21 protein-coding genes are annotated in these 18,902 nt (G+C 73.6%); 8 read left to right on the forward strand and 13 right to left on the reverse strand.

The genetic code is table 11. The features are described from left to right. The first annotated feature begins 6 nt into the window (after window positions 1-6). Window positions 7-666 carry an SRPBCC family protein gene (locus ACFVVO_RS30290; protein WP_390059143.1) on the forward strand — a complete coding sequence of 220 codons (660 nt, stop codon included), beginning with the start codon at window positions 7-9 and terminating at the stop codon, window positions 664-666. A gap of 329 nt (window positions 667-995) precedes the next feature. Here ACFVVO_RS30290 and ACFVVO_RS30295 read toward each other — a convergent pair whose 3' ends face one another. Both ACFVVO_RS30295 and ACFVVO_RS30300 read right to left on the reverse strand, forming a co-directional pair. Then, the gene (locus ACFVVO_RS30295) at window positions 996-1,589 is read right to left on the reverse strand and encodes a GNAT family N-acetyltransferase (RefSeq protein WP_390059144.1); all 594 of its coding nucleotides are present in this window, start codon (window positions 1,587-1,589) and stop codon (window positions 996-998) included. A 37-nt stretch (window positions 1,590-1,626) separates the two neighbouring features. Continuing rightward, window positions 1,627-2,121: a metallophosphoesterase family protein gene (locus ACFVVO_RS30300; protein ID WP_390059145.1), complete on the reverse strand. Its 495-nt coding sequence runs from the start codon at window positions 2,119-2,121 to the stop codon at window positions 1,627-1,629. 486 nt (window positions 2,122-2,607) lie between these two features. Between ACFVVO_RS30300 and ACFVVO_RS30305 the strand changes: the two genes are divergently transcribed. The 5 genes from ACFVVO_RS30305 (at window position 2,608) to rfbC (ending at window position 7,700) form a co-directional block, all read left to right on the forward strand. Further along, the gene (locus tag ACFVVO_RS30305; RefSeq protein ID WP_390059147.1) at window positions 2,608-3,045 is read left to right on the forward strand and encodes a MarR family winged helix-turn-helix transcriptional regulator; all 438 of its coding nucleotides are present in this window, start codon (window positions 2,608-2,610) and stop codon (window positions 3,043-3,045) included. Further along, window positions 3,042-4,439: an MFS transporter gene (locus ACFVVO_RS30310; RefSeq protein ID WP_390059148.1), complete on the forward strand. Its 1,398-nt coding sequence runs from the start codon at window positions 3,042-3,044 to the stop codon at window positions 4,437-4,439. The genes ACFVVO_RS30305 and ACFVVO_RS30310 overlap by 4 nt, the downstream gene beginning before the upstream one ends. Window positions 4,440-4,446: 7 nt before the next feature. Next, the gene (locus tag ACFVVO_RS30315) at window positions 4,447-5,031 is read left to right on the forward strand and encodes an isochorismatase family protein (protein ID WP_390059150.1); all 585 of its coding nucleotides are present in this window, start codon (window positions 4,447-4,449) and stop codon (window positions 5,029-5,031) included. A 121-nt stretch (window positions 5,032-5,152) separates the two neighbouring features. Beyond that, a complete protein-coding gene (locus tag ACFVVO_RS30320) occupies window positions 5,153-7,090 on the forward strand; it encodes a glycosyltransferase family 2 protein (protein ID WP_390059151.1) in 1,938 nt (645 codons plus the stop codon). Between the two features lie 4 nt (window positions 7,091-7,094). Beyond that, window positions 7,095-7,700 (forward strand): dTDP-4-dehydrorhamnose 3,5-epimerase, encoded by a 606-nt coding sequence (rfbC, locus tag ACFVVO_RS30325; protein ID WP_390059153.1) that lies wholly within the window; start codon window positions 7,095-7,097, stop codon window positions 7,698-7,700. On the opposite strand, the gene ACFVVO_RS30330 is transcribed toward rfbC, so the two are convergent. The 5 genes from ACFVVO_RS30330 to ACFVVO_RS30350 form a co-directional block, all read right to left on the reverse strand. Further along, entirely contained in the window at window positions 7,690-8,493 is an 804-nt protein-coding gene (locus ACFVVO_RS30330) for a class I SAM-dependent methyltransferase (RefSeq protein ID WP_390059154.1), read from the reverse strand. The genes rfbC and ACFVVO_RS30330 overlap by 11 nt on opposite strands. Beyond that, complete coding sequence (rfbD, locus tag ACFVVO_RS30335) at window positions 8,490-9,356, reverse strand: dTDP-4-dehydrorhamnose reductase (RefSeq protein ID WP_390059155.1); 867 nt, start codon at window positions 9,354-9,356, stop codon at window positions 8,490-8,492. The genes ACFVVO_RS30330 and rfbD overlap by 4 nt, the downstream gene beginning before the upstream one ends. Beyond that, window positions 9,353-10,324, reverse strand: a complete 972-nt coding sequence (gene rfbB, locus ACFVVO_RS30340) for a dTDP-glucose 4,6-dehydratase (protein ID WP_390059352.1) — start codon at window positions 10,322-10,324, stop codon at window positions 9,353-9,355. Before rfbB ends, rfbD begins: the two co-directional genes overlap by 4 nt. A gap of 105 nt (window positions 10,325-10,429) precedes the next feature. Then, window positions 10,430-10,606 (reverse strand): hypothetical protein, encoded by a 177-nt coding sequence (locus ACFVVO_RS30345; protein ID WP_390059157.1) that lies wholly within the window; start codon window positions 10,604-10,606, stop codon window positions 10,430-10,432. A 119-nt stretch (window positions 10,607-10,725) separates the two neighbouring features. Beyond that, a complete protein-coding gene (locus ACFVVO_RS30350) occupies window positions 10,726-11,094 on the reverse strand; it encodes a DUF6479 family protein (RefSeq protein WP_390059158.1) in 369 nt (122 codons plus the stop codon). Between the two features lie 162 nt (window positions 11,095-11,256). On the opposite strand from ACFVVO_RS30350, the gene ctaD reads away from it, so the two are divergent. Continuing rightward, window positions 11,257-12,921, forward strand: coding sequence for a cytochrome c oxidase subunit I (gene ctaD, locus ACFVVO_RS30355; protein WP_390059353.1), 1,665 nt, complete (start codon window positions 11,257-11,259; stop codon window positions 12,919-12,921). Beyond that, window positions 12,918-13,301, forward strand: coding sequence for a cytochrome c oxidase subunit 4 (locus ACFVVO_RS30360; RefSeq protein WP_390059160.1), 384 nt, complete (start codon window positions 12,918-12,920; stop codon window positions 13,299-13,301). Before ctaD ends, ACFVVO_RS30360 begins: the two co-directional genes overlap by 4 nt. Here ACFVVO_RS30360 and ACFVVO_RS30365 read toward each other — a convergent pair. The 6 genes from ACFVVO_RS30365 to ACFVVO_RS30390 all read right to left on the reverse strand — a co-directional run bounded on the left by ACFVVO_RS30365 (window position 13,237) and on the right by ACFVVO_RS30390 (window position 18,772). Continuing rightward, window positions 13,237-14,742, reverse strand: coding sequence for a cytochrome bc complex cytochrome b subunit (locus ACFVVO_RS30365; RefSeq protein WP_390059162.1), 1,506 nt, complete (start codon window positions 14,740-14,742; stop codon window positions 13,237-13,239). The two genes, ACFVVO_RS30360 and ACFVVO_RS30365, sit on opposite strands and share 65 nt — an antisense overlap. Then, on the reverse strand, window positions 14,739-15,011 hold the full coding sequence (locus ACFVVO_RS30370) for a hypothetical protein (protein ID WP_390059164.1): 273 nt from the start codon (window positions 15,009-15,011) through the stop codon (window positions 14,739-14,741). Before ACFVVO_RS30370 ends, ACFVVO_RS30365 begins: the two co-directional genes overlap by 4 nt. A gap of 80 nt (window positions 15,012-15,091) precedes the next feature. Next, window positions 15,092-17,536, reverse strand: coding sequence for a SpoIIE family protein phosphatase (locus ACFVVO_RS30375; protein WP_390059165.1), 2,445 nt, complete (start codon window positions 17,534-17,536; stop codon window positions 15,092-15,094). A 51-nt stretch (window positions 17,537-17,587) separates the two neighbouring features. Beyond that, window positions 17,588-17,821 carry a hypothetical protein gene (locus ACFVVO_RS30380; RefSeq protein ID WP_390059166.1) on the reverse strand — a complete coding sequence of 78 codons (234 nt, stop codon included), beginning with the start codon at window positions 17,819-17,821 and terminating at the stop codon, window positions 17,588-17,590. Next, window positions 17,818-18,438: a GNAT family N-acetyltransferase gene (locus ACFVVO_RS30385; protein WP_390059168.1), complete on the reverse strand. Its 621-nt coding sequence runs from the start codon at window positions 18,436-18,438 to the stop codon at window positions 17,818-17,820. The genes ACFVVO_RS30380 and ACFVVO_RS30385 overlap by 4 nt, the downstream gene beginning before the upstream one ends. A gap of 130 nt (window positions 18,439-18,568) precedes the next feature. Then, complete coding sequence (locus tag ACFVVO_RS30390) at window positions 18,569-18,772, reverse strand: MbtH family protein (protein WP_390059170.1); 204 nt, start codon at window positions 18,770-18,772, stop codon at window positions 18,569-18,571. Window positions 18,773-18,902: the final 130 nt, after the last annotated feature.

Consider the following 18,902-nt stretch of genomic DNA (forward strand, 5'->3'; position numbering starts at 1 on the left):
AAAACCATGGAGCTGCACCACGAGTTCACCGTCCCCGTCCCCGTCGACGAGGCCTGGCAGGCGCTCCTCGACATCGAACGCGTCGCGCCGTGCCTGCCGGGCGCGGTGGTGGAGGAGTACGACGGCAAGACCGTGACCGGCTCGGTGAAGGTCAAGGTCGGCCCGGTCACCGTGACCTACCGGGGCACCGCGGTCTTCGAGGAGCAGGACGCGGCGGCCCACCGGATGGTGCTCGCGGCCAGCGGCCGGGAGACCCGGGGACAGGGCACGGCCAGGGCGACGGTCACCGCCGTGCTGAGCGAGCGGGACGGCGGCACGGCGGTGGCCGTGGACACCGATCTGAAGGTGACCGGGCGTCCGGCGCAGTTCGGGCGCGGGGTGCTGGGGGAGGTGGGCGACCGTCTGGTCGGGCAGTTCGCGGCGTGCCTGGCGGACCGGCTGGGCGGCCCGGAGCCCGGGCCTTCCGCGCAGGAGGCCGCGCCGGCCGCCGGGCGGGAGGAGGCGGAACCCCTGGACCTGCTGCGCACCGCGGGACTCCCGGTGGCGAAGCGCGGCCTGGCGGCCGCGGCGGTGGTGGCCCTACTGGTGCTGGCGGCCACCCGGCTCCGACACCGCGGCCGCTCCCGGCACGGGCGCGGGGCCCGGCGGCCGCGCGGCAGGCGTTAGCGCCTCCCGCGACGGTCCGGCCGGGGAAACAGGGCTCCCGGCAGCAGGACGAGAAGCGCTGCCGCCGTGCAGGGGCAGGTCGAACCCAGGACCACGGTGTGTGCAGCCGCGCCGGAAGCGGTCCTGCCCGTACGGCCCGGCAGGTACGGTCCTGCCCGTACGGCCCGGCGGCCGTGCGGCAGGCGTCACCGCCCGTCGCGAAGGCCCCGCCAAGGCAGCAGAGCTCCTGGCAGCAGCGCCGGGGCGAGGACCGCGGCCGCCACGCTGGAGGCACGCCGAGCCCGGGGCCACGGTGTGGGGACGGCACTGACAATCCCCCTGGGCAGAGGTCAGGCTCCGCCGGTTGCCAAGACGTGCAGATGGACGTCGTGCCGGCCGTCCGTGTGCGCCAGGGCGTCGCACAGGGTGCCTTCGAGGGTGTAGCCGGCCTTCTCGGCCACCCGGCAGGACGCCGGGTTGGCGGTCGAGTGCCGCAGGGTCAGCCGGCGCAGTCCCAGCTCGTCCAGGGCCCACCGGCCGAGGCGCCGGGCCGCCAGGACGGCGATGCCGCCGCCGCGTGCCTGGGGCAGCACCCAGTAGACGACCTCGGCGGAGCCGTCCGCGAGGTCGACGTCGTTGAGCCCGGCGAGCCCGGTCGCCGCGCCGCCGAGGGGCGCGACGGCCCAGACCGCGCCGGTCTCGGCGGTGCGGCACTGGTGCATGCGTTCGATCCGGTCGTGGGCCTCCGCACGGCTGTCGACGCGGAAGAGGTTCCAATGGCTGATGTCCGGGTCCTGGCCGGCCGCGAGCAGGGCACCGGCGTCGGCGTCGTCGAGCCGCCAGGGCCGCAGCTCCAGATGGCCGCTCAGCGGCAGTACGGGCTGGTCGCCGGCCGCGAGCCGGCCCGCGGGTACGACGGCGGGTGCGCCGGGGCGGGAGATCATCGCCGCATCCTGCCACAGGGGTTCCGAACACGAAGCCCTAGGTGAGGCGGTGCAGGGTCACGTCGGTGAGGGCGCCGTCGGCGACGGCCGCGGTGAGGAAGGTGTGGTGCGGCTGGCGGCGGCGGTCGGTCGGGGAGCCGGGGTTGAGCAGCCGCAGTCCGCCGGGGGCGACGGTGTCCCAGGGGATGTGGCTGTGGCCGAAGACCAGGACGTCCAGTTCCGGGAAGCGGGCGGCGCACCGGGCCTCGCGGCCCCGCGCGGGCCCGGTCTCGTGGACCACGCCGAAGCGCAGGCCGCCCAGTTCGGCGTACGCCACCTCGGGGAGCCGGGCCCGCAGCTCGGGGCCGTCATTGTTGCCGTACACCGCGACGAGCCGGCGGCTGCGGTCCTCCAGCAGGTCGAGGGTGGCCGTGTCGACCCAGTCCCCGGCGTGGAACACCACGTCCGCGGCCGGGAGTTCGGCGAGCAGCCGGTCCGGGAGCCGCTTGGCGCGCCTGGGGAGGTGGGTGTCGGACATCAGGAGCAGTCGCACACGGCCACTTTAGGGAGCCGGGGAGGTGAGGTGGCGGATGCCGCGTACGGCGCCCAGCAGGCGGCGCTCGCGCCGAGGGCGGTGGCGGCCGGGTGCCGGGCGAGGGTCTCTCCCCAGGAGCGCGCGTGCGCGGTGTCGTCGAAGGCCCCGTGGGCGCCCTGGGCCCGCTGTCCGTCGTAGGTGAGGATCTCCGGGCGGCGTACGTGTCGACGGTCTTGCCGCAGGCCTGGACCGAGGCGCCGCAGGAGCGAACCGTCGGTGACGCAGGCCCCGCGGCTGCCCGCGTCGAGGCGGACCTCGCCGTCCTCTTCGGCGGCGAGTGCTGCCCGCAGCCCGGAGATGTCCCACCCGGTCCTCCGCGCTCCCTGAACTCACCCAGGTGCTGTCCTGCCCCGGTCCGGGACGGCCGGGCACCCGGCTGTTTCGACAGGCAAAACTTAACAGTTGTGACTGGACAGTCTCTCCTGCCGGTCCTAGGGTGACGGCATGGCTGTCATCTCCGAATCCGCCGTCCGCACCGCGCGTGACCTGCGCGTGGTGTTCAGCCGGCTGCGTCGCCGGATCCGCGAGGTCGCGCAGGACGCCGACCTCACCCCGTCGCAGGAGTCGGCGCTCTCCCTGGTCGGCAAGCACGGCGCGGCCACGGCCAGCGCGCTGGCCGGCGCGGAGGGCGTACGGCCGCAGTCGATGGCGACCACGCTGGCCGCCCTGGAGCAGGACGGCCTGATCCGGCGCGCACCCGACCCGGACGACGGCCGCCGCCAGCTGGTCACCCTCACCGAGGCCGGCCGGTCCCGCGTCGAGGGGAACAAGCAGCTGCGCGAGGAGTGGCTGGCCCGCGCCTTCGAGGACCGCTACACCGAGGAGGAGCGGCAGACGGTCCTGACGGCCCTGGAGCTGCTGGAACGGCTCTCGCGGCCGTGATACCGAGGCTCACCCCGCGCACCGGCCGGGCCGCCCGCCCCTCCCCCACCGGATTCGACCGCCGGCTGATCGCGCCGATGGTCCTCGGCTCGGTGCTGAACCCCGTCAACTCCTCGATGATCGCCGTGGCCCTGGTGCCGATCGGCGTCGCGTTCGGGGCACCGCCCGCCGAGACGGTGTGGCTGGTCTCGGCGCTCTATCTCGCCACGGCCGTCGGCCAGCCCGTGATCGGGCGGCTGGTGGACACGTACGGGCCGCGCCCGCTCTATCTGACGGGCACCGCCCTGGTCGGCGTCGCCGGTCTGCTGGGCGCGCTCGCGCCCTCCCTCGGCGCGCTGATCGCGGCCCGTGTGCTGCTCGGATTCGGTACGTCGGCCGCGTATCCGGCGGCGATGCGGCTGACCCGCGCCGAGGCCGAGCGCACCGGGCAGGACAGCCCGGCGGGTGTACTGGCCGCACTGGCCGTCGCCGCCCAGACGGTGGCCGTGGTGGGGCCCGCGCTCGGCGGGCTGCTGATCGGGCTGGGCGGCTGGCGTGCCGTGTTCACCGTCAACGTGCCGCTGTCCGCGGCCTGTCTGGTCCTCGGCGCGCTGCGGCTGCCGCGCATCCCACCGCCCCGCGGCGGGCGCCGAAGCGTCGACCTGCCCGGCATGGCGCTGTTCGCGGCCGTGCTGGTCGCGCTGATGCTGTTCCTGATGGGCCCGCGCGTCGACCGCTGGTACCTGCCGCCGCTGGCCGCCGCCGCTGCCGCCGCGTTCGCGCGGCGCGAGCTGCGCACCCCGGACCCGTTCATCGATCTCAGGGTCCTCGGCGGCAACGGCCCGCTGCTCGCCACGTATCTGCGCCAGCTCCTCGCCTACACCACCTCCTACGCCTTCATGTACGGATACACGCAGTGGCTGGAGCAGGGCCGCGGGCTGAGCGCCGCCACGGCCGGTCTGGTGCTGCTGCCGCTGTCGGCCACGGCACTCGCCGTCTCCGCCCTCACCGGGCGGCGCGAGGCGGTACGCGCCAAGCTGCTCACCGGCTCCGCGCTCCAGATCGCCGGCTCCGCCGCCCTGCTACTGGTCGGCGCGGACAGTCCGGCGTGGCTGCTGCTCGGCGTCGGCGCCCTCCTCGGCGTCCCGCAGGGCCTCGTCGGCCTCGCCGCGCAGAACGCCCTGTACCGGCAGGCCGATCCCGCACGGATCGCGTCGGCCGCCGGACTGCTGCGGACCTTCATGTACCTCGGGGCGCTGGGCGCGTCCGCCGCCACCGCGGCGTTCTATCCGCACCGCGCCGACACGGCCGGGCTGCACGGCCTGGCCCTGTTCATGCTCGCCGGCTCGGCTCTGCTGCTGGCGACGACCCTCCCCGACCGTTCCCTCGGCCGGCTCACCCCTCGAAAGGCCTGATCGACGCATGTCCGTCACCACGCTCGACCCCCGCACCGCCTTCGTCGCGATCGACCTGCAGAACGGCATCGTGGGCATGCCCTCCCAGCCGCACGCCCCCGCCGACGTCGTCTCCCGCGCCGCCGGACTCGCCGGCGCCTTCCGTGACCGTGGCCTTCCCGTGGTCCTGGTCCGGGTGTCCTTCGCCCCCGACTGGGCGGACGCCGTCCCCGGCCGGACCGAGCGGCAGGCGCGCGGCCTCGCCTTCCCGGAGGGCTGGGACGTCGTCGTCGACGAACTGGCCGGCCACCCCGGCGACATCCGCGTCACCAAGCACAACTGGAGCGCCTTCCACGGCACCGACCTCGACACGCAGCTCCGCCGCCGCGGCATCACGCAGATCGTGCTGGCCGGCATCGCCACCAGCATCGGCGTCGAGTCCACCGCGCGCGACGCCTACGCCCACGGCTACCACGTCACCCTCGCCACGGACGCCATGACCGACAGCGACCCCGCGGCGCACGCGGGCAGCGTCGAGCGGATCTTCCCGCGGCTCGGCGAGAGCGGCACGACGGCCGAGATCCTGGAGCTGCTGGCCAAGACCCGCGCCTGATCACCCGACAAGGTGCCTTGTGCGGGCTTGACTTCGCCCGCACAAGGCAGCGGGTTAACATTCGGCCACGCGCCGTGCCATTCAGGCAACGGAAAGCGAACCAAGGGGGCTTGGAAACCGGATGCCGGTCAAGGTCAGCGTCGTCGTACCCGTCTACAACCCCGGGCCGTACATCGAGGACTGCGTGGCCTCGCTGCTGCGCCAGTCGCTGCCCCCCGACGAGTTCGAGGTCGTCTTCGTCGACGACGGCTCCACCGACGCCACCCCGGCCAGACTGGACGCGCTCGCCGCCGAGCACCCGCACTTCAGCGTCGTCCACCAGGAGAACTCCGGCTGGTCCGGCAAGCCCCGCAACGTCGGAATCGACGCCGCCCGGGGCGAGTTCGTGATGTTCGTCGACAACGACGACCACCTCGGCGCCGAGGCCCTGGAGCGGATGTACGAGTACGGCGTGGCCAACAAGGCCGACGTGGTCGTCGGCAAGATGGCCGGCAAGGGCCGCCCGGTGCCGGTGGAGCTGTTCCGCCGCAACCACCCGCACGCCACGGTCGCGAACACCCCGCTGATCGACAGCCTCACCCCGCACAAGATGCTCCGGCGCTCCTTCCTGGACCGCACCGGGCTGCGCTTCCCCGAGGGCCGGCGCCGCCTGGAGGACCACGTCTTCGTCACCGAGGCCTTTCTGCGCGCGGACAACGTCTCCGTGCTCAGCGACTACGTCTGCTACTACCACGTCAAGCGCGAGGACGCCGCCAACGCCGGCTTCCAGAGTTTCGACCCGGTCGGCTACTTCCAGAACCTCCGCGAGGCCCTGGACGTCGTCGAGCGGTACACCGAGCCCGGCGCGCTGCGCGACCGGCTGCTGCGCCGCTGGCTGCGGGTGGAGATCGTCGACCGGATGAGCGGGCGCCGGCTGCTGGCGATGCCGGACGACTACCGGCGTGAGGTGTTCCGGGAGACCCACGCGGTGGTCAAGGAGCGCTTCGGCCCCGGTGTCGCCCCCGGCATGCGGCCGGGCCAGCGGATGGTCGCAGCGCTCATCCGGGACGACCGCTACGACGACCTGGTCGCCTACGCCGAGTGGGAGGCCGGCGTCCGGCCCCGGGCCACCCCGGCCGGTGTCGAGTGGCACGACGGAAGCCTGCGTGTGCGTTTCACCGCCGAGTACACCGACGCCGACGGCCCGCTGACCGTCCGCCCCGACGGGCCCCGGCCCCCGGCGGACGAGGCGCCGGCGGACCTCGCCGAGGCCGTGTCCCGGCTGACCACGGCCGCCGCCGACGGCTTCGGCAGGGCCACCGCCGACCTGATCCTGCGCGACCGGGAGACCGGCGCGTCCTACTTCCAGCCGGTGGAGACCGACCGGGAACGCGTCCCGGCCGCCGACGGCCGGACCCGGCTGGTGCTGCGCGGCACGGCCACCGTCGACCCGGCCACGGCGGCGGGCGGCGGCCCGCTGACCGGCGGGCTGTGGGACGCCCATGTCCGGCTCACACTGGGCGGCTGGACCAAGGAGTGCCGGCTGGGGCCCGCACCCGCGCAGGGCGGCGCGCTGCCGCCCGCCGGGCTCGTCGACGGCCGGGTGGTGCTGCCCTACTGGACGAAGGGGTACGCCAACCTCTCCCTGGACGTGGACCGGGCGGTGAAGTCCCTCGGCCTGCACCGGCTCACCCCCGCCGACGCGGCGCTGTCCGACAGCGAGGAGCTCTCCCTCGCACTGCCGCTGCACGTCCCCGACCGCACCGCGATCACCCTCCGGCTGACCAACGCCGCCTCCGGCCGCACGCTCGACGCGGAGGCCGTACTGACCCCCGCCGACGGCGCTCACGGCCTGCTCGCGGCCCGGGTGCCGGTGCGCGAGCTGCGGAACGCCGCCTGGCGCACGGCGCTCCTCCTGCCGGGCGGCCGCGCGCTGCCGCTGCCGCTGCTGCTGAGGGCGGGCCGCGACGAAGTGCGGGTGGTCCGGGTGGCGCCGCGCGGGTTGCTGCGGCGGCTGCTCGGGAGGGCCCGGCGCGTGCTGGGCAGCGTGCTGGGACCGACGACTACACGAAAGGCCTGATCCGGTGCGGCAGTTGGAGATAGCGGACGCGTGGGTGCTGGAGCCGAAGGTGTTCCCGGACGACCGGGGCAGCTTCCACGAGTGGTACCGGGGCACGGAGTTCCGCGAGGCCACCGGCTATGACCTGGGCCTCGCCCAGGCCAACTGCTCGGTGTCGCGGCGGGGTGTGCTGCGCGGCGTCCACTTCGCGGACGTACCGCCCGGGCAGGCCAAGTACGTCACCTGTGTGCGCGGTGCCGTGCTGGACGTGGTGGTGGACATCCGGGTCGGCTCCCCCACCTTCGGGCGGTGGGAGGCGGTACGGCTGGACGACGACACCCGGCACGCGGTGTTCCTCGCCGAGGGCCTCGGGCACGCCTTCATGGCGCTGACCGACGACGCCACCGTGGTGTACCTGTGCTCCGCCGGGTACGCGCCGGGGCGGGAGCACGGGGTGCACCCGCTCGATCCCGGCCTCGGCATCGCCTGGCCCGAGGGCATCGAGCCGGTGCTGTCGCCCAAGGACGCCGAGGCGCCCACGCTGGCCGAGGCGGAGCGGTCCGGGCTGCTGCCCTCCTACACGGACTGCTCCGCCCACTACGCGCGGCTGCGCGGCCGGTTCAGCGGGTGACGGAGTAGGGCTCCAGCGCGCGCCGCAGCGGTTCCCAGCCGCGGGCCCGCTTGGTGCCCCGGTCGCGCGCCGCGGCCAGCGGCTTCCAGAAGCCGGCGCCGAGGAAGTCCGCGGGCTTGACGGCCGTGGTGCGCTCCAGGACCGACTCCGGGACCTTCTGCGGGTCGGGGACCTCGAACTCCGCGATGATCTCGTCGTACCTGTCCGTGAGCACGGTGTTCGACGGGTCGGCGCCGAAGACCACCAGCTGGCCGGTGGGCGCGGTGTCGACCAGCACCGTGACCAGGTCGGGGCGGTGGCGGTTCAGGATCTCGACGAGCTTGTAGACGTCACCGGTCCAGGCGTCGGTGTGCCGGTCGCGGGCGGCCTCGTCGACGTTGCGCGGCAGCATGTCGTCGAAGACGATGACGCTCGCCCAGTCCGCGTGCTTCTCGATGTTGATGAAGTCCCGCAGCGCGTACTCGAACAGGTGCATGCCGTCGATGAACGACAGGTCCAGCGTGGTGCGCCGCCAGTAGCCGAACGGGCTGCGGTTGCGGGCCAGGTTGCGCAGCGGGTGGCGGCCGCCCCTGAGGTGCGCGAGGGGGTTGTCGCGGGCGAAGAAGTCGTCGCTGGTCGCCTTGGCGAGGTGAACGTCGCAGCGGATCTCCGTGACCACCTTGAACGCGGGGTCGACAGCGACGCTGGGCACCCGGGACAACGTCAGGCTGCGGCCGTCGTTGACGCCGATCTCCAGGTAGTTGCGGTTCGCGGTGACCTTGTGGAGCTCCCGCAGGAACTCGTGCCGTTTCACTGGGACATCTCCTTGCGGATGTGAGGCAGGGCTTCGTACAGGGCGGACCGCCAGTCCCTCGGCGGTTCCAGGCCGGTCCCCCGCCACCGCGCGTGCCCGAGGACGCTGTATGCGGGCCGGGGCGCGGGCCGGGTGAAGGACCGGCTGTCGGTGGGGCGCACCCGGTCCGGGTCGGCGCCGGCCAGCCGGAACACCTCGCGGGCCAGCTCGAACCAGGTGGTTTCGCCGGAGTTGGTGGCGTGCAGGATGCCGTGGACGTCCGTGGCACCGAGGTCCGCGACGCGGGCGGCCACGTCGGCGCTCCAGGTCGGCTGCCCGCGCTGGTCGTCCACGACGTCGAGGGTGTCGCGGCGGGTCTCCAGTTCGAGCATGGTGCGCACGAAGTTGCGGCCGTGGGCGCCGTACAGCCAGGCGGTGCGCAACACGACGGCGCCGCCCGGGTGTTCGGCGAGGACCGCGTGCTCCCCGGCGAGTTTGGTGCGGCCGTAGGCGGTGCGCGGGGCTGGGGGGTGGTCCTCGGGGTAGGGGGTGTCGCGGGCCTCGCCGGAGAAGACGTAGTCGGTGGAGACGTGGACCAGCCGGGCGCCGTGGGTGGCGCAGGCGCGGGCGAGCAGCCGCGGGCCGTCGCCGTTGACGCGCAGCGCGCGTGCTTCGTCGGTCTCGGCGTCGTCCACGGCCGTGTAGGCGGCGCAGTTGACGACGACGTCCGGGCGGTGGGTGTCCAACGCCCCCTGTACGGAACCGGGTTCGGTGATGTCGAGCGCCGTGCTGCCCAGTCCGGTGACGTCCTCGCCGCGCTCGCGCAGTTCCCGGACGGTGTCCTGGCCGAGCATGCCGCCCGCGCCGGTGACCAGCCACCTCATCGGCCGCTCCGCAGCTTGAGCGGCTCCCACCAGGAGCGGTTGTCGCGGTACCAGGCGACCGCGCCGGCGAGCCCGGTGGTGAAGTCGTGGCGCGGGCGGTAGCCGAGTTCGTCGCGGGCCTTGCTCCAGTCGACCGAGTAGCGCAGGTCGTGACCCTTGCGGTCGGGGACGTGCTCCACCCGGCCCCAGTCCGCTCCGCAGGCCTCGAGGAGCAGTCCGGTCAGTTCCTTGTTGCTCAGCTCCGTGCCGCCGCCGATGTTGTAGACCTCGCCTGGCCGGCCCTTGGTGCGGACGAGCTCGATGCCGTGGCAGTGGTCCTCGACGTGCAGCCAGTCGCGGACGTTGCGCCCGTCGCCGTAGAGCGGGACGGGGAGGCCGTCGAGGAGGTTGGTGACGAAGAGCGGGATCACCTTCTCCGGGAACTGGCGCGGGCCGTAGTTGTTGGAGCAGCGGGTGACCCGGACGTCGAGGCCGTGGGTACGGTGCTGGGCGAGGGCCAGCAGGTCGGAGGAGGCCTTGGAGGCGGAGTACGGGGAGTTGGGCGCGAGGGGGTGCTCCTCGGGCCAGGAGCCGGACTCGATGGAACCGTAGACCTCGTCGGTGGAGACGTGTACGAACGTGCCGACGCCGTGCCGCAGCGCCGCGTCCAGCAGGGTCTGGGTGCCCACCACATTGGTCCGGACGAACTCGCCGGCCCCGTCGATCGACCGGTCGACGTGCGACTCGGCGGCGAAGTGCACCACTTGGTCGGCGCCGGCCACGAGCTTGTCGACCAGGGCGGCGTCGCATATGTCGCCGTGCACGAAGTCGAGGCGGGGATGGCCGCTCGGGAGGTTGGTGCGGGTGCCGGCGTAGGTCAGCTTGTCCAGCACGGTGACGCTCGGCGCGTCGGGCGAGTCGTCGGCGAGGAGGCCGCGGACGTAATGGGAGCCGATGAACCCGGCGGCGCCGGTGACGAGGAGGTTCATATTGGCCATACCCTAACGGCGGACTGCCCGGTCCGGACCCTTGTTCGCCTTATTGGGCCGGCCCCCGGATCCTCGCCGCGGCGCCGCTCCCCGCCCCGGTGTTCCTCAGTCCTCGCCCCGCACTATGTTGCCGTCCCGCTCGGCGCCCTCCTGCCGCGGACCGGTGCTGTCGACGACGGCCGGCAGACAGGTGCGCACGCTCCTGCCCCGCCCGCGGCGGGCCTTGGACCAGCCGGTCTCGGCGTAGGGGAGCGCGGGCCTTTCACTGATGTGCGCGGTCACGGTGTCTCATCTTCTCTCTTCTGCCCTGCTGCCGGGCCGGCCGGTCCGCCGGCCCGGCGCCTGCGGTGTGTCCGCCCGGGTCCCCGCGCCCGCCGCGCGCAAACCCGCGGCGGCGCGGCTCAGGTCCGGCCGCCGCCACCGCCGCCGAAGGAGCCGCTGGAACCGGGCGACCAGCGCGGACGCCGCTGGTCCTCGGCCCGCTTGGAACCGACGTTACCGAGCTGATGGGGGGTGAGCCGCTCGTTCCCGTCCTCGGCCCGGGGCACCTCGTCCGGCTCGCGCATCTCGCTCGTCTCACGGACCGGACCGGACGGCGGCAGTGTGGGCTGCTCCTCGGGCCGGGGCGGGGCCGACTCGCGCCGGCGGACCGAGACGCCCAGCCGGAAGGCCCACAGCAGCCCGGCGACGAGGGCGACGCCGACCACGAGGACGAGGACGTACCCGAACACCTGAGCGCCTGTGGCTGCTTCGTACGTGGCAGTGTTCATGGTCTGCGGGTACCCGGCAGCGCGCGCCGGATGCCTGGCCGGGGACGCTTCCGCCGATCGGCGCAGCGGGCGGCGGACCCGACGGCGGGCGTGCGGGGCGTGGCGCGGGCGGGCCCGACGGTCCCGGGAGTAGCGTCGCCCGCGATGACCGAAACACCGGAGATGTCAGATATCGCGGAGATCACCGCACGGTACCCGGCCACCGCTCCCCGGCCCGGCCGGACCCTGCTGCGCTGGCTCTCGACGACCGATCACAAGGTCATCGGTCGGCTCTACATGGTCACGGCGTTCTGCTTCTTCCTGCTCGCCGGGCTCCTCGCGCTGGGCATGCGCACGGAGCTGGCGCGGCCGGGGCTGCAGGTGCTCAGCGAGCAGGGCTACAACCAGTTCGTGACGATCCACGGCACGATCATGATGCTGCTGTTCGCCACCCCCATGTTCGCGGGGTTCACCAACGCGGTCATGCCGCTGCAGATCGGCGCGCCCGACGTGGCCTTCCCCCGGCTGAACGCGCTGTCGTACTGGATGTACCTCTTCGGCGGCCTGATGGTGGTCTCCGGCTTCCTCGTCCCCGGCGGCGCCGCCGCCTTCGGCTGGTTCGCCTACGCCCCCCTCAACAGCGCCTACTACTCCCCCGGCGCAGGCGGCGACCTGTGGGTCATGGGGCTGGTCGTCACCGGTGTCTCCACCACGCTCGGCGCGGTCAACTTCATCGCCACCGTCATGTGCCTGCGCGCCCCCGGCATGACCATGTTCCGGATGCCGATCTTCACCTGGAACGTGCTGTTCACCTCGATCCTGATCCTGCCTGCGTTCCCCGTGCTGACCGCCGCCCTCCTCGTCCTCGAGGCCGACCGCAAGTTCGGCGCGCACGTCTTCGACGCGGCCGACGGAGGCGCGCTGCTGTGGCAGCACCTGTTCTGGTTCTTCGGGCACCCCGAGGTCTACATCGTCGCGCTGCCTTTCTTCGGCATCGTCTCCGAGATCCTGCCGGTCTTCTCCCGCAAGCCCCTGTTCGGCTATCTCCCGCTGATCGGCGCCACCATCGCCATCACCATGCTCTCGGCCGTCGTCTGGGCCCACCACATGTTCGCCACCGGCGCCGTGCTGCTGCCCTTCTTCTCCATCATGTCGTTCCTGATCGCCGTCCCCACGGGCATCAAGTTCTTCGCCTGGATCGGCACCATGCGGTACGGCTCGCTGTCGTTCGAGACCCCGATGCTGTGGTCCTGCGGGTTCCTGGTGTCCTTCCTCCTCGGCGGGCTCAGCGGGGTGCTGATCGCCTCACCCCCGCTGGACTTCCACCTCACCGACTCCTACTTCATCGTCGCCCACCTGCACTACGTGCTGTTCGGCACCGTCGTGTTCGCCATGTTCGCCGGCTTCTACTTCTGGTGGCCCAAGTTCACCGGCCGGATGCTCGACGAACGCCTCGGCAAGGTGCACTTCTGGCTGCTCTTCCCGGGCTTCCAGCTCACCTTCCTGGTCCAGCACTGGCTCGGCGAGCAGGGCATGCCCCGCCGCTACGCGGACTACCTCCCCGGGGACGGCTTCACCCTGCTCAACAGCCTCTCCACCGCCGGGGCGTTCCTCCTCGCCGTCTCCACCCTGCCGTTCCTCTACAACGTCTGGCGCACCGCGGCCAAGGGCGAGCGCGTCGACATCGACGACCCCTGGGGATGGGGACGGGCCCTGGAGTGGGCGACGTCCTGCCCGCCGCCCCGGCACAACTTCCTGGCGCTGCCCCGGGTCCGGTCCGAGTCGCCCGCCTTCGATCTGCACCATCCGGAGGTCGTACGCGCGGCCCAGGAGGAAGGGAAGCGATGAGGACCGAGGCGATGCTGTTCGGCGGGGTGGCGGTGTTCTTCGGCGGGGCCGCCGCCCTGTACGGGGTGTGGTCGCGCGAGCCGGCCGGCACGTCCGCGCTGGCGGTCGCCTGCGGGATGGCGGCGCTGGTGTCGTTCTTCTGCCTGGTGCAGTACCGGCGCAAGGGGAGGCGGGCGCAGGACCTCAAGGACGCCGAAGTGGCCGACGGCGCGGGGTCGGTGGCGTTCTTCCCGGACGAGAGCCCGTGGCCGGTCGTCACCGCGCTGGGCTTCGCGGTGACGGCGACCGGTGTCGTCTACGGGTTGTGGCTGTTCCTCATCGGCTGCGGCGTCCTGGCCCGCGGGGTCTTCGGGATGGTGTTCCAGTACGCGCGTCGGTGAGTTCCCTGCGCGGCGCTCCGGGCCGGAACGACTCCACGGGTTCGTGGTCGCTCTCGTAGCCGCCGGTGACGTTCTGCCGGATGTCGCCGGTCGGCACGCCCTCGGCGAGGCGCTCACGCTCGGCCGCCGTCAGGGCCCGGCACAGCCACCGGGTCAGCAGGAGGGCGAGGACGGGCGCCACCACGAGAGAGACGCGGTACACCCAGGTCAGCGCGTTGACGGAGACGCGGAACGTCTGGGCGCTGACGTCGTTGGCGCCCTCCAGCAGCAGCACGGCGTAGAACACGGTGGCCGCCACGCCCAGTCCGGTGCGCACGGGACGCTCGCGCGGCCGGTCGCACAGGTGCCGCTCCTGGCGCCACTCCCCCGTCAGGCGCTGCTCGGCGTACGGATAGGCGTAGAGCACGGCGAACATCAGCGCGGGAAGGACCACGGCCGGCAACAGCACGTTCCACATGACCGTGTGGCCCGCGAAGTCGGTCTCCCAGGGCGGCATCAGCCGCAGGGCGCCCTCGAGGAAGCCGATGTACCAGTCGGGCTGGGAGCCGGTGGAGACCTGGTCCGGGCGGAACGGGCCGTACACCCACACCGGGTTGATCTGGGCGACGGCCGACAGCACCGCCAGCACGCCGGCGACCGTCAGGGACAGGCCGACGGAGGAGGCGCTGAACTGCGGGACGAGCGGCTTGCCGCGGACGTTGCCGTTGGTGCGACCGGGGCCGCGCCACTGGGTGTGCTTGAGGTGGAAGACCAGGATCAGGTGCACCGAGACGAGGGCGACGAGCGCGCCCGGGATCAGCAGGATGTGCACCGGGTAGAGCCGGGTGACGATGTCGTGGCCGGGCACCTGGCCGCCGAACGCGAAGAAGGCCAGGTACGTCCCGACCACCGGGATCGACGTCATGATGCCCTGGGCGATCCGCAGTCCCGTGCCGGACAGCAGGTCGTCGGGGAGCGAGTAGCCGGCGAAGCCCTCCGCGAGCGCCAGCGCGAACAGGGTGACCCCGATGACCCAGTTCAGCTCGCGGGGCCGGCGGAAGGCGCCGGTGAAGAAGATCCGGAGCATGTGCGCGCCGATCGCGGCGACGAAGAGGAGCGCGGCCCAGTGGTGCATCTGCCGGATCAGCAGTCCGCCCCGGACGTCGAAGCTGATGCGCAGGGTGGAGTCGAAGGCGGACGACATGAGCACCCCGCGCAGCGGCACGTAGGAGCCCTGGTAGACGACCTCGCGCATCTCCGGCTGGAAGAAGAACGTCAGCCACACCCCGGTCAGGATCAGCACGAGCAGGCTGTAGAGGGCGAGTTCGCCGAGCAGGAAGGACCAGTGCTCGGGGAACGCCTTGCGCAGCAGCGACCCGCCCTCCAGCACCGGGAGGCGGGCGTCCGCGGCGTCGGCGAGGCGTTCGGCGCCGCGGGCGGCCGCGCGGGGGCCGTGTCTCACGAATCCTGCGGTGCGGCCGCCCGCGCCACCTCCGCCTCGATGTCGGCCCGCGACCTGCCGGTCTCCTTCGCGTACTCGCTCACCGCGGACTGCACTTCCCGGTCCAGGTCCCGCCAGGCGCGCAGGGCCGTCTCGTAGGTACCGGACTGGGCGCCCGTCATCTGCCGCCCGGCGGGCGGCCCGTAGGCGTCCCGGAGTTCCCCGACCGTGCGGTGCGCCGCGTCGGCGGCGCGCCGCTTCGCCACCAGTTCCTCGAAGGTGTGTGCCACCCCACCGACCTTAGGCACGGTCGGCGCGCGGCGCCCGTTGACCTGCCGTGCGCGGGCCGCACCGGTACCCGAGTGGCGGGTCAGTCCTGCGGTACGAGGTCCGCCCACACCTGCTTGCCGCCGCTGACCGGCACCGTCCCCCAGGCCGCCGACACCGCCGCCACCAGCAGGATGCCGCGGCCGCCGGTGGCCTCCCAGCCGATGCTGGTCGGCTGCACGGGGCTGCGCGGCGAGGTGTCGGCGACGGCGAGCCGCAGCCGGTGGTTGATCAGGCTGAGGTCGAGGCGGACCGGCCCGCCGGTGTGCACGAGGGCGTTGGTGACCAGCTCGGAGACGACCAGGAGGGCCGCGTCGAGGATGTCCGGGGAGACGCCCCAGGTGCGCAGCGTGCGCCGGGTGAAGCGGCGGGCGTGCCGGACGGCCTCGGGGACCCGCCACACGGTCCAGCTCTCGCGCAGCGGGCGTACGGCCATGCCGTCGTAGCGCATCAGCAGCAGGGCGACGTCGTCGCCGCGGTGGGCGCCGGCGAGCAGGGCGTCGGCGACCAGACCGAGATGGCCCGGGTCGGCGGCGGCCAGCTCGGCGGCGAGCCGGTCCATGCCCTCGTCGATGTCGGCGCCCGGGAACTCCACCAGACCGTCGGTGGTGAGCGCGAGGACCGTGCCGGGCTGGAGCCGGAGCGGGGTCATGCGGAACTCGGCCTGGCCGAGCACGCCGAGCGGCGGGCCGCCCTCGGCCTGCACGATCTCGGTGCTGCCGTCCGGGTGCCGCAGCAGGGGCTGCAGATGGCCGGCGCGCACGCACAGGGCGGTGCCCTGCTCCATGTCGACGTCGACGTAGGCGCAGGTGGCGAAGAGGTCGGTCTCCATGTCCAGCAGCAGCCGGTTGGCGTGCGCGACGACGACGTCCGGGGAGTGGCCCTCCGCGGCGTAGGCGCGCAGGGCGGTGCGCATCTGCCCCATCAGGGTGGCGGCGCCCGCGTTGTGGCCCTGGACGTCGCCGATGACGAGGGCCACGTGGTTGTCGGCGAGCGGGATCACGTCGTACCAGTCGCCGCCGACCTCCAGACCGGCGGTGGTGGGCAGATAGCGGGCGACGGCGACCGCGCCGGGCAGCCGGGGCAGCCGGCGGGGCAGCAGGGTGCGCTGGAGCATGCCGACGAGTTCGTGCTCGGCGTCGAAGGCGTGGGCGCGCAGCAGGGCCTGGCCGGTGAGACCGGCGCAGGCGGTGAGCAGGGCGCGCTCGTCGGGGGCGAACTCGTGCGGCTGGTCCCAGCCGATCAGGCAGGCGCCGGCCATGCGGCCGCCGGCCGGCAGCGGCAGCACGGCGAGGCCGCCGGGGCCGACCTCGGCGAGGGCGGGTTCCAGCGGGGTGCCCGCGGGCCAGATGCGGGAGCGGCCCTCGCGCAGCGCGGAGGCGAGGGTGGGCATCGCCCGCACCGGCGCGTCGGGCCATTCGGTGCGCCACTCGTTGCGCCACACCTCGGGCCAGGCCTCGGGTTCGGGCGGATCGAGGACGGTGACGACCAGCCGGTCGTTCTCCAGTTCGGCCAGGGCGATCCGGTCGGCCTGCAGCGGCCGGCGCAGGGCGTCGACGACGGCCTGACCGACGTCCTTCACGGTGCCGGCCGTGGCGAGCGCCGCGGCCAGGCGCTGGACGCGGGCCACGTCGGTGACACCGGTGCGCTGGGTGGAGGCGTCGGCGACGGTGCCGACGAGCCGGGCCGGGCGGCCCCTGCCGCCGGACAGCAGCCGGCCGCGCAGCCGCAGCCATCTGGGCGGGCCGGCGGGCTGCAGGATGCGGAACTCCAGCTCGCGGTCGCCGATGGACATGTGGTCGGCCTCGACCACGGACATCAGCGCGGGCAGATCCTCGGGCACCGCGTGACCGAGCAGGGTCTCCACCCGCCCGTCGAAGCTGTCCCGGGCGATCCCGAACAGCCGCAGGATCGTGTCGCCGACCTCCACCCGTCCGGTGTCCATGGTCAGGCTGAAGGCGTCCGCGGGCAGCTCACCGGTCTCGCCCGCGGCGGTCGGGGCGGGTGCCGCCACCACCCGGGCGATCAGCTCCAGGCAGGCCCGGTCGTCGGCGCCGAAGCCGCCGGGATGCTCGCTGACGGCCAGCAGGCAGCCGCCGCCCGCCAGACCGAGCGGCAGCACGGCCACGGAGAAGCCCGGCGACGGGGTGCGGCGCGCGTCCGGGCAGCCGGCCAGTTCGGCGGGGCCGAGCCAGCGCGGCCGTCCGGTGCGGTGCGCCTCGGCGACCGGGTGGGCGCCCGTGGCGGAATAGCTGTCGCGCAGGCCGTACAGGGTGCGCGGCAGGCCGGCCGACTCGGCGAGGAGGAGCACCGCGGGGTCGTCGCCGGGGATGTACACCCCGGCGAAGGACGTCGAGGCGAACACGAGTGCCTGTTCGAGGGCCCGGCGGAGCCGGTCGGGAGTGGGGGGTGAGGCCATCAGGGACACAAGGGCGGCTTCAGCACGCTCCGTCCTCGTACCGCTGATTGCAGCGCCCTCACTCACCACTTGGCCATTACAGCGCGTGTGGGCCGCCCGCGCAGCCCCTGTGCACGCGGGCTATGCGGACGGGCTCCGCAGGCCCTTGCCGAGAGTGGCCGTCACCGCGGCTGCGGTGACCAGCACCGGGAAGAGCAGCATGGCCGGTGCCGGACTGAAACGGGCCAGCAGGGCGCCGGCCAGGGCGGGGGCGAGCGCGGCCGCCGAACCGGCGGCGAGCAGTACGCCGCTGACCACCCGGCCCTGCAGGTGGTCCGGGGTGACGGCGGCCTGGTCGAGCGGCGGCCGGCTCATACGCGGTCCTCGGCGGCCACCGTCCCGGCTGCGGGGGGTGCGGTCGCCGCCCCGGCTGCCCGGGGGGCGCTCGCCGCCCCGGTCGCCGTCTCCGTCTCCCCCGCCGTCCCCGGATCCTTCGTGGGAATGACCATCAGCTTCGTCACGGAGCCGTCGTCACCGACGACATCCCGGAGGTGCCGGAAGCCAAGACGGCGGCACAGGGCCAGGCTGGCGGTGTTCTCGGCGCCGACCATGCCGTACACCTCGGTCAGCCCCAGGTCGTCGGCGGCGTGCCGGAGCAGGCCGCGCGCCACCTCGCCGCCCAGGCCGCGCCCCCAGTAGGCGGGGACGAGCGCGGTGACGAGTTCGTGGCCGTCGACGTTGCCGGTCGGCTTCACCTCGGCGTGCCCGACGTAGGCGCCCTCCAGCCACAGGCCCCACACGTCGAAGCGGCGCTGGGGGTACACATCGGTGAGGATGGCGCGGAACAGCTCGCGCAGCTGCGGTTCGGGCACGAGGTCCTGCCCCATCCAGCGGCACACCTCCTCGTCCCGCAGCAGCGCGACGAAGTGGTCCTCGTGTTCGGGTCGGTAGGGGAGGAAGTCCAGGCGTTCGGTGCGCAGGACGGGGGTCATGAGGGCTCCTCGGGTGAGTTGCGGTGCGGTGGCGGCCGAGGGCGGTGGGGCGCCGGGACGGCGACGTGGGGGGGCGTGCCGGGCCGGCGCGGGATGCGGCCGGCCCGGCGTGTCGGTGTGAGTGAACCGGTCAGGAGCCGGCGTTCTCCATGCGCTCGCGGAGGCTCTTGGGCCGCATGTCGGTCCAGACCTCGTCGACGTAGGCGGAGCACTCGGCCTCGGTGCCCTCCTTGCCGACGGGCTGCCAGCCTGCGGGCACCTCGATGTCGGCGGGCCACAGGGAGTACTGCTCCTCGTCGTTGCGCAGCACCTGGTAGCGGGTGTTCTCGTCCATGTCGCCTTCTTTCGTCGGTCTTCCGTGATCTGTCGTCGGTCGGTCGTCGTCAGGTCGGGATGGTGGGCTGGGTGGTGGCGGGCGGTCGGGGCGCGCGGGGCACGAGGGCCGTACCGGGCGGTGCGCCGGG

This window comes from Streptomyces sp. NPDC058145, assembly GCF_042884245.1.
In the GTDB taxonomy this organism is placed as follows: Bacteria; Actinomycetota; Actinomycetes; order Streptomycetales; family Streptomycetaceae; genus Streptomyces.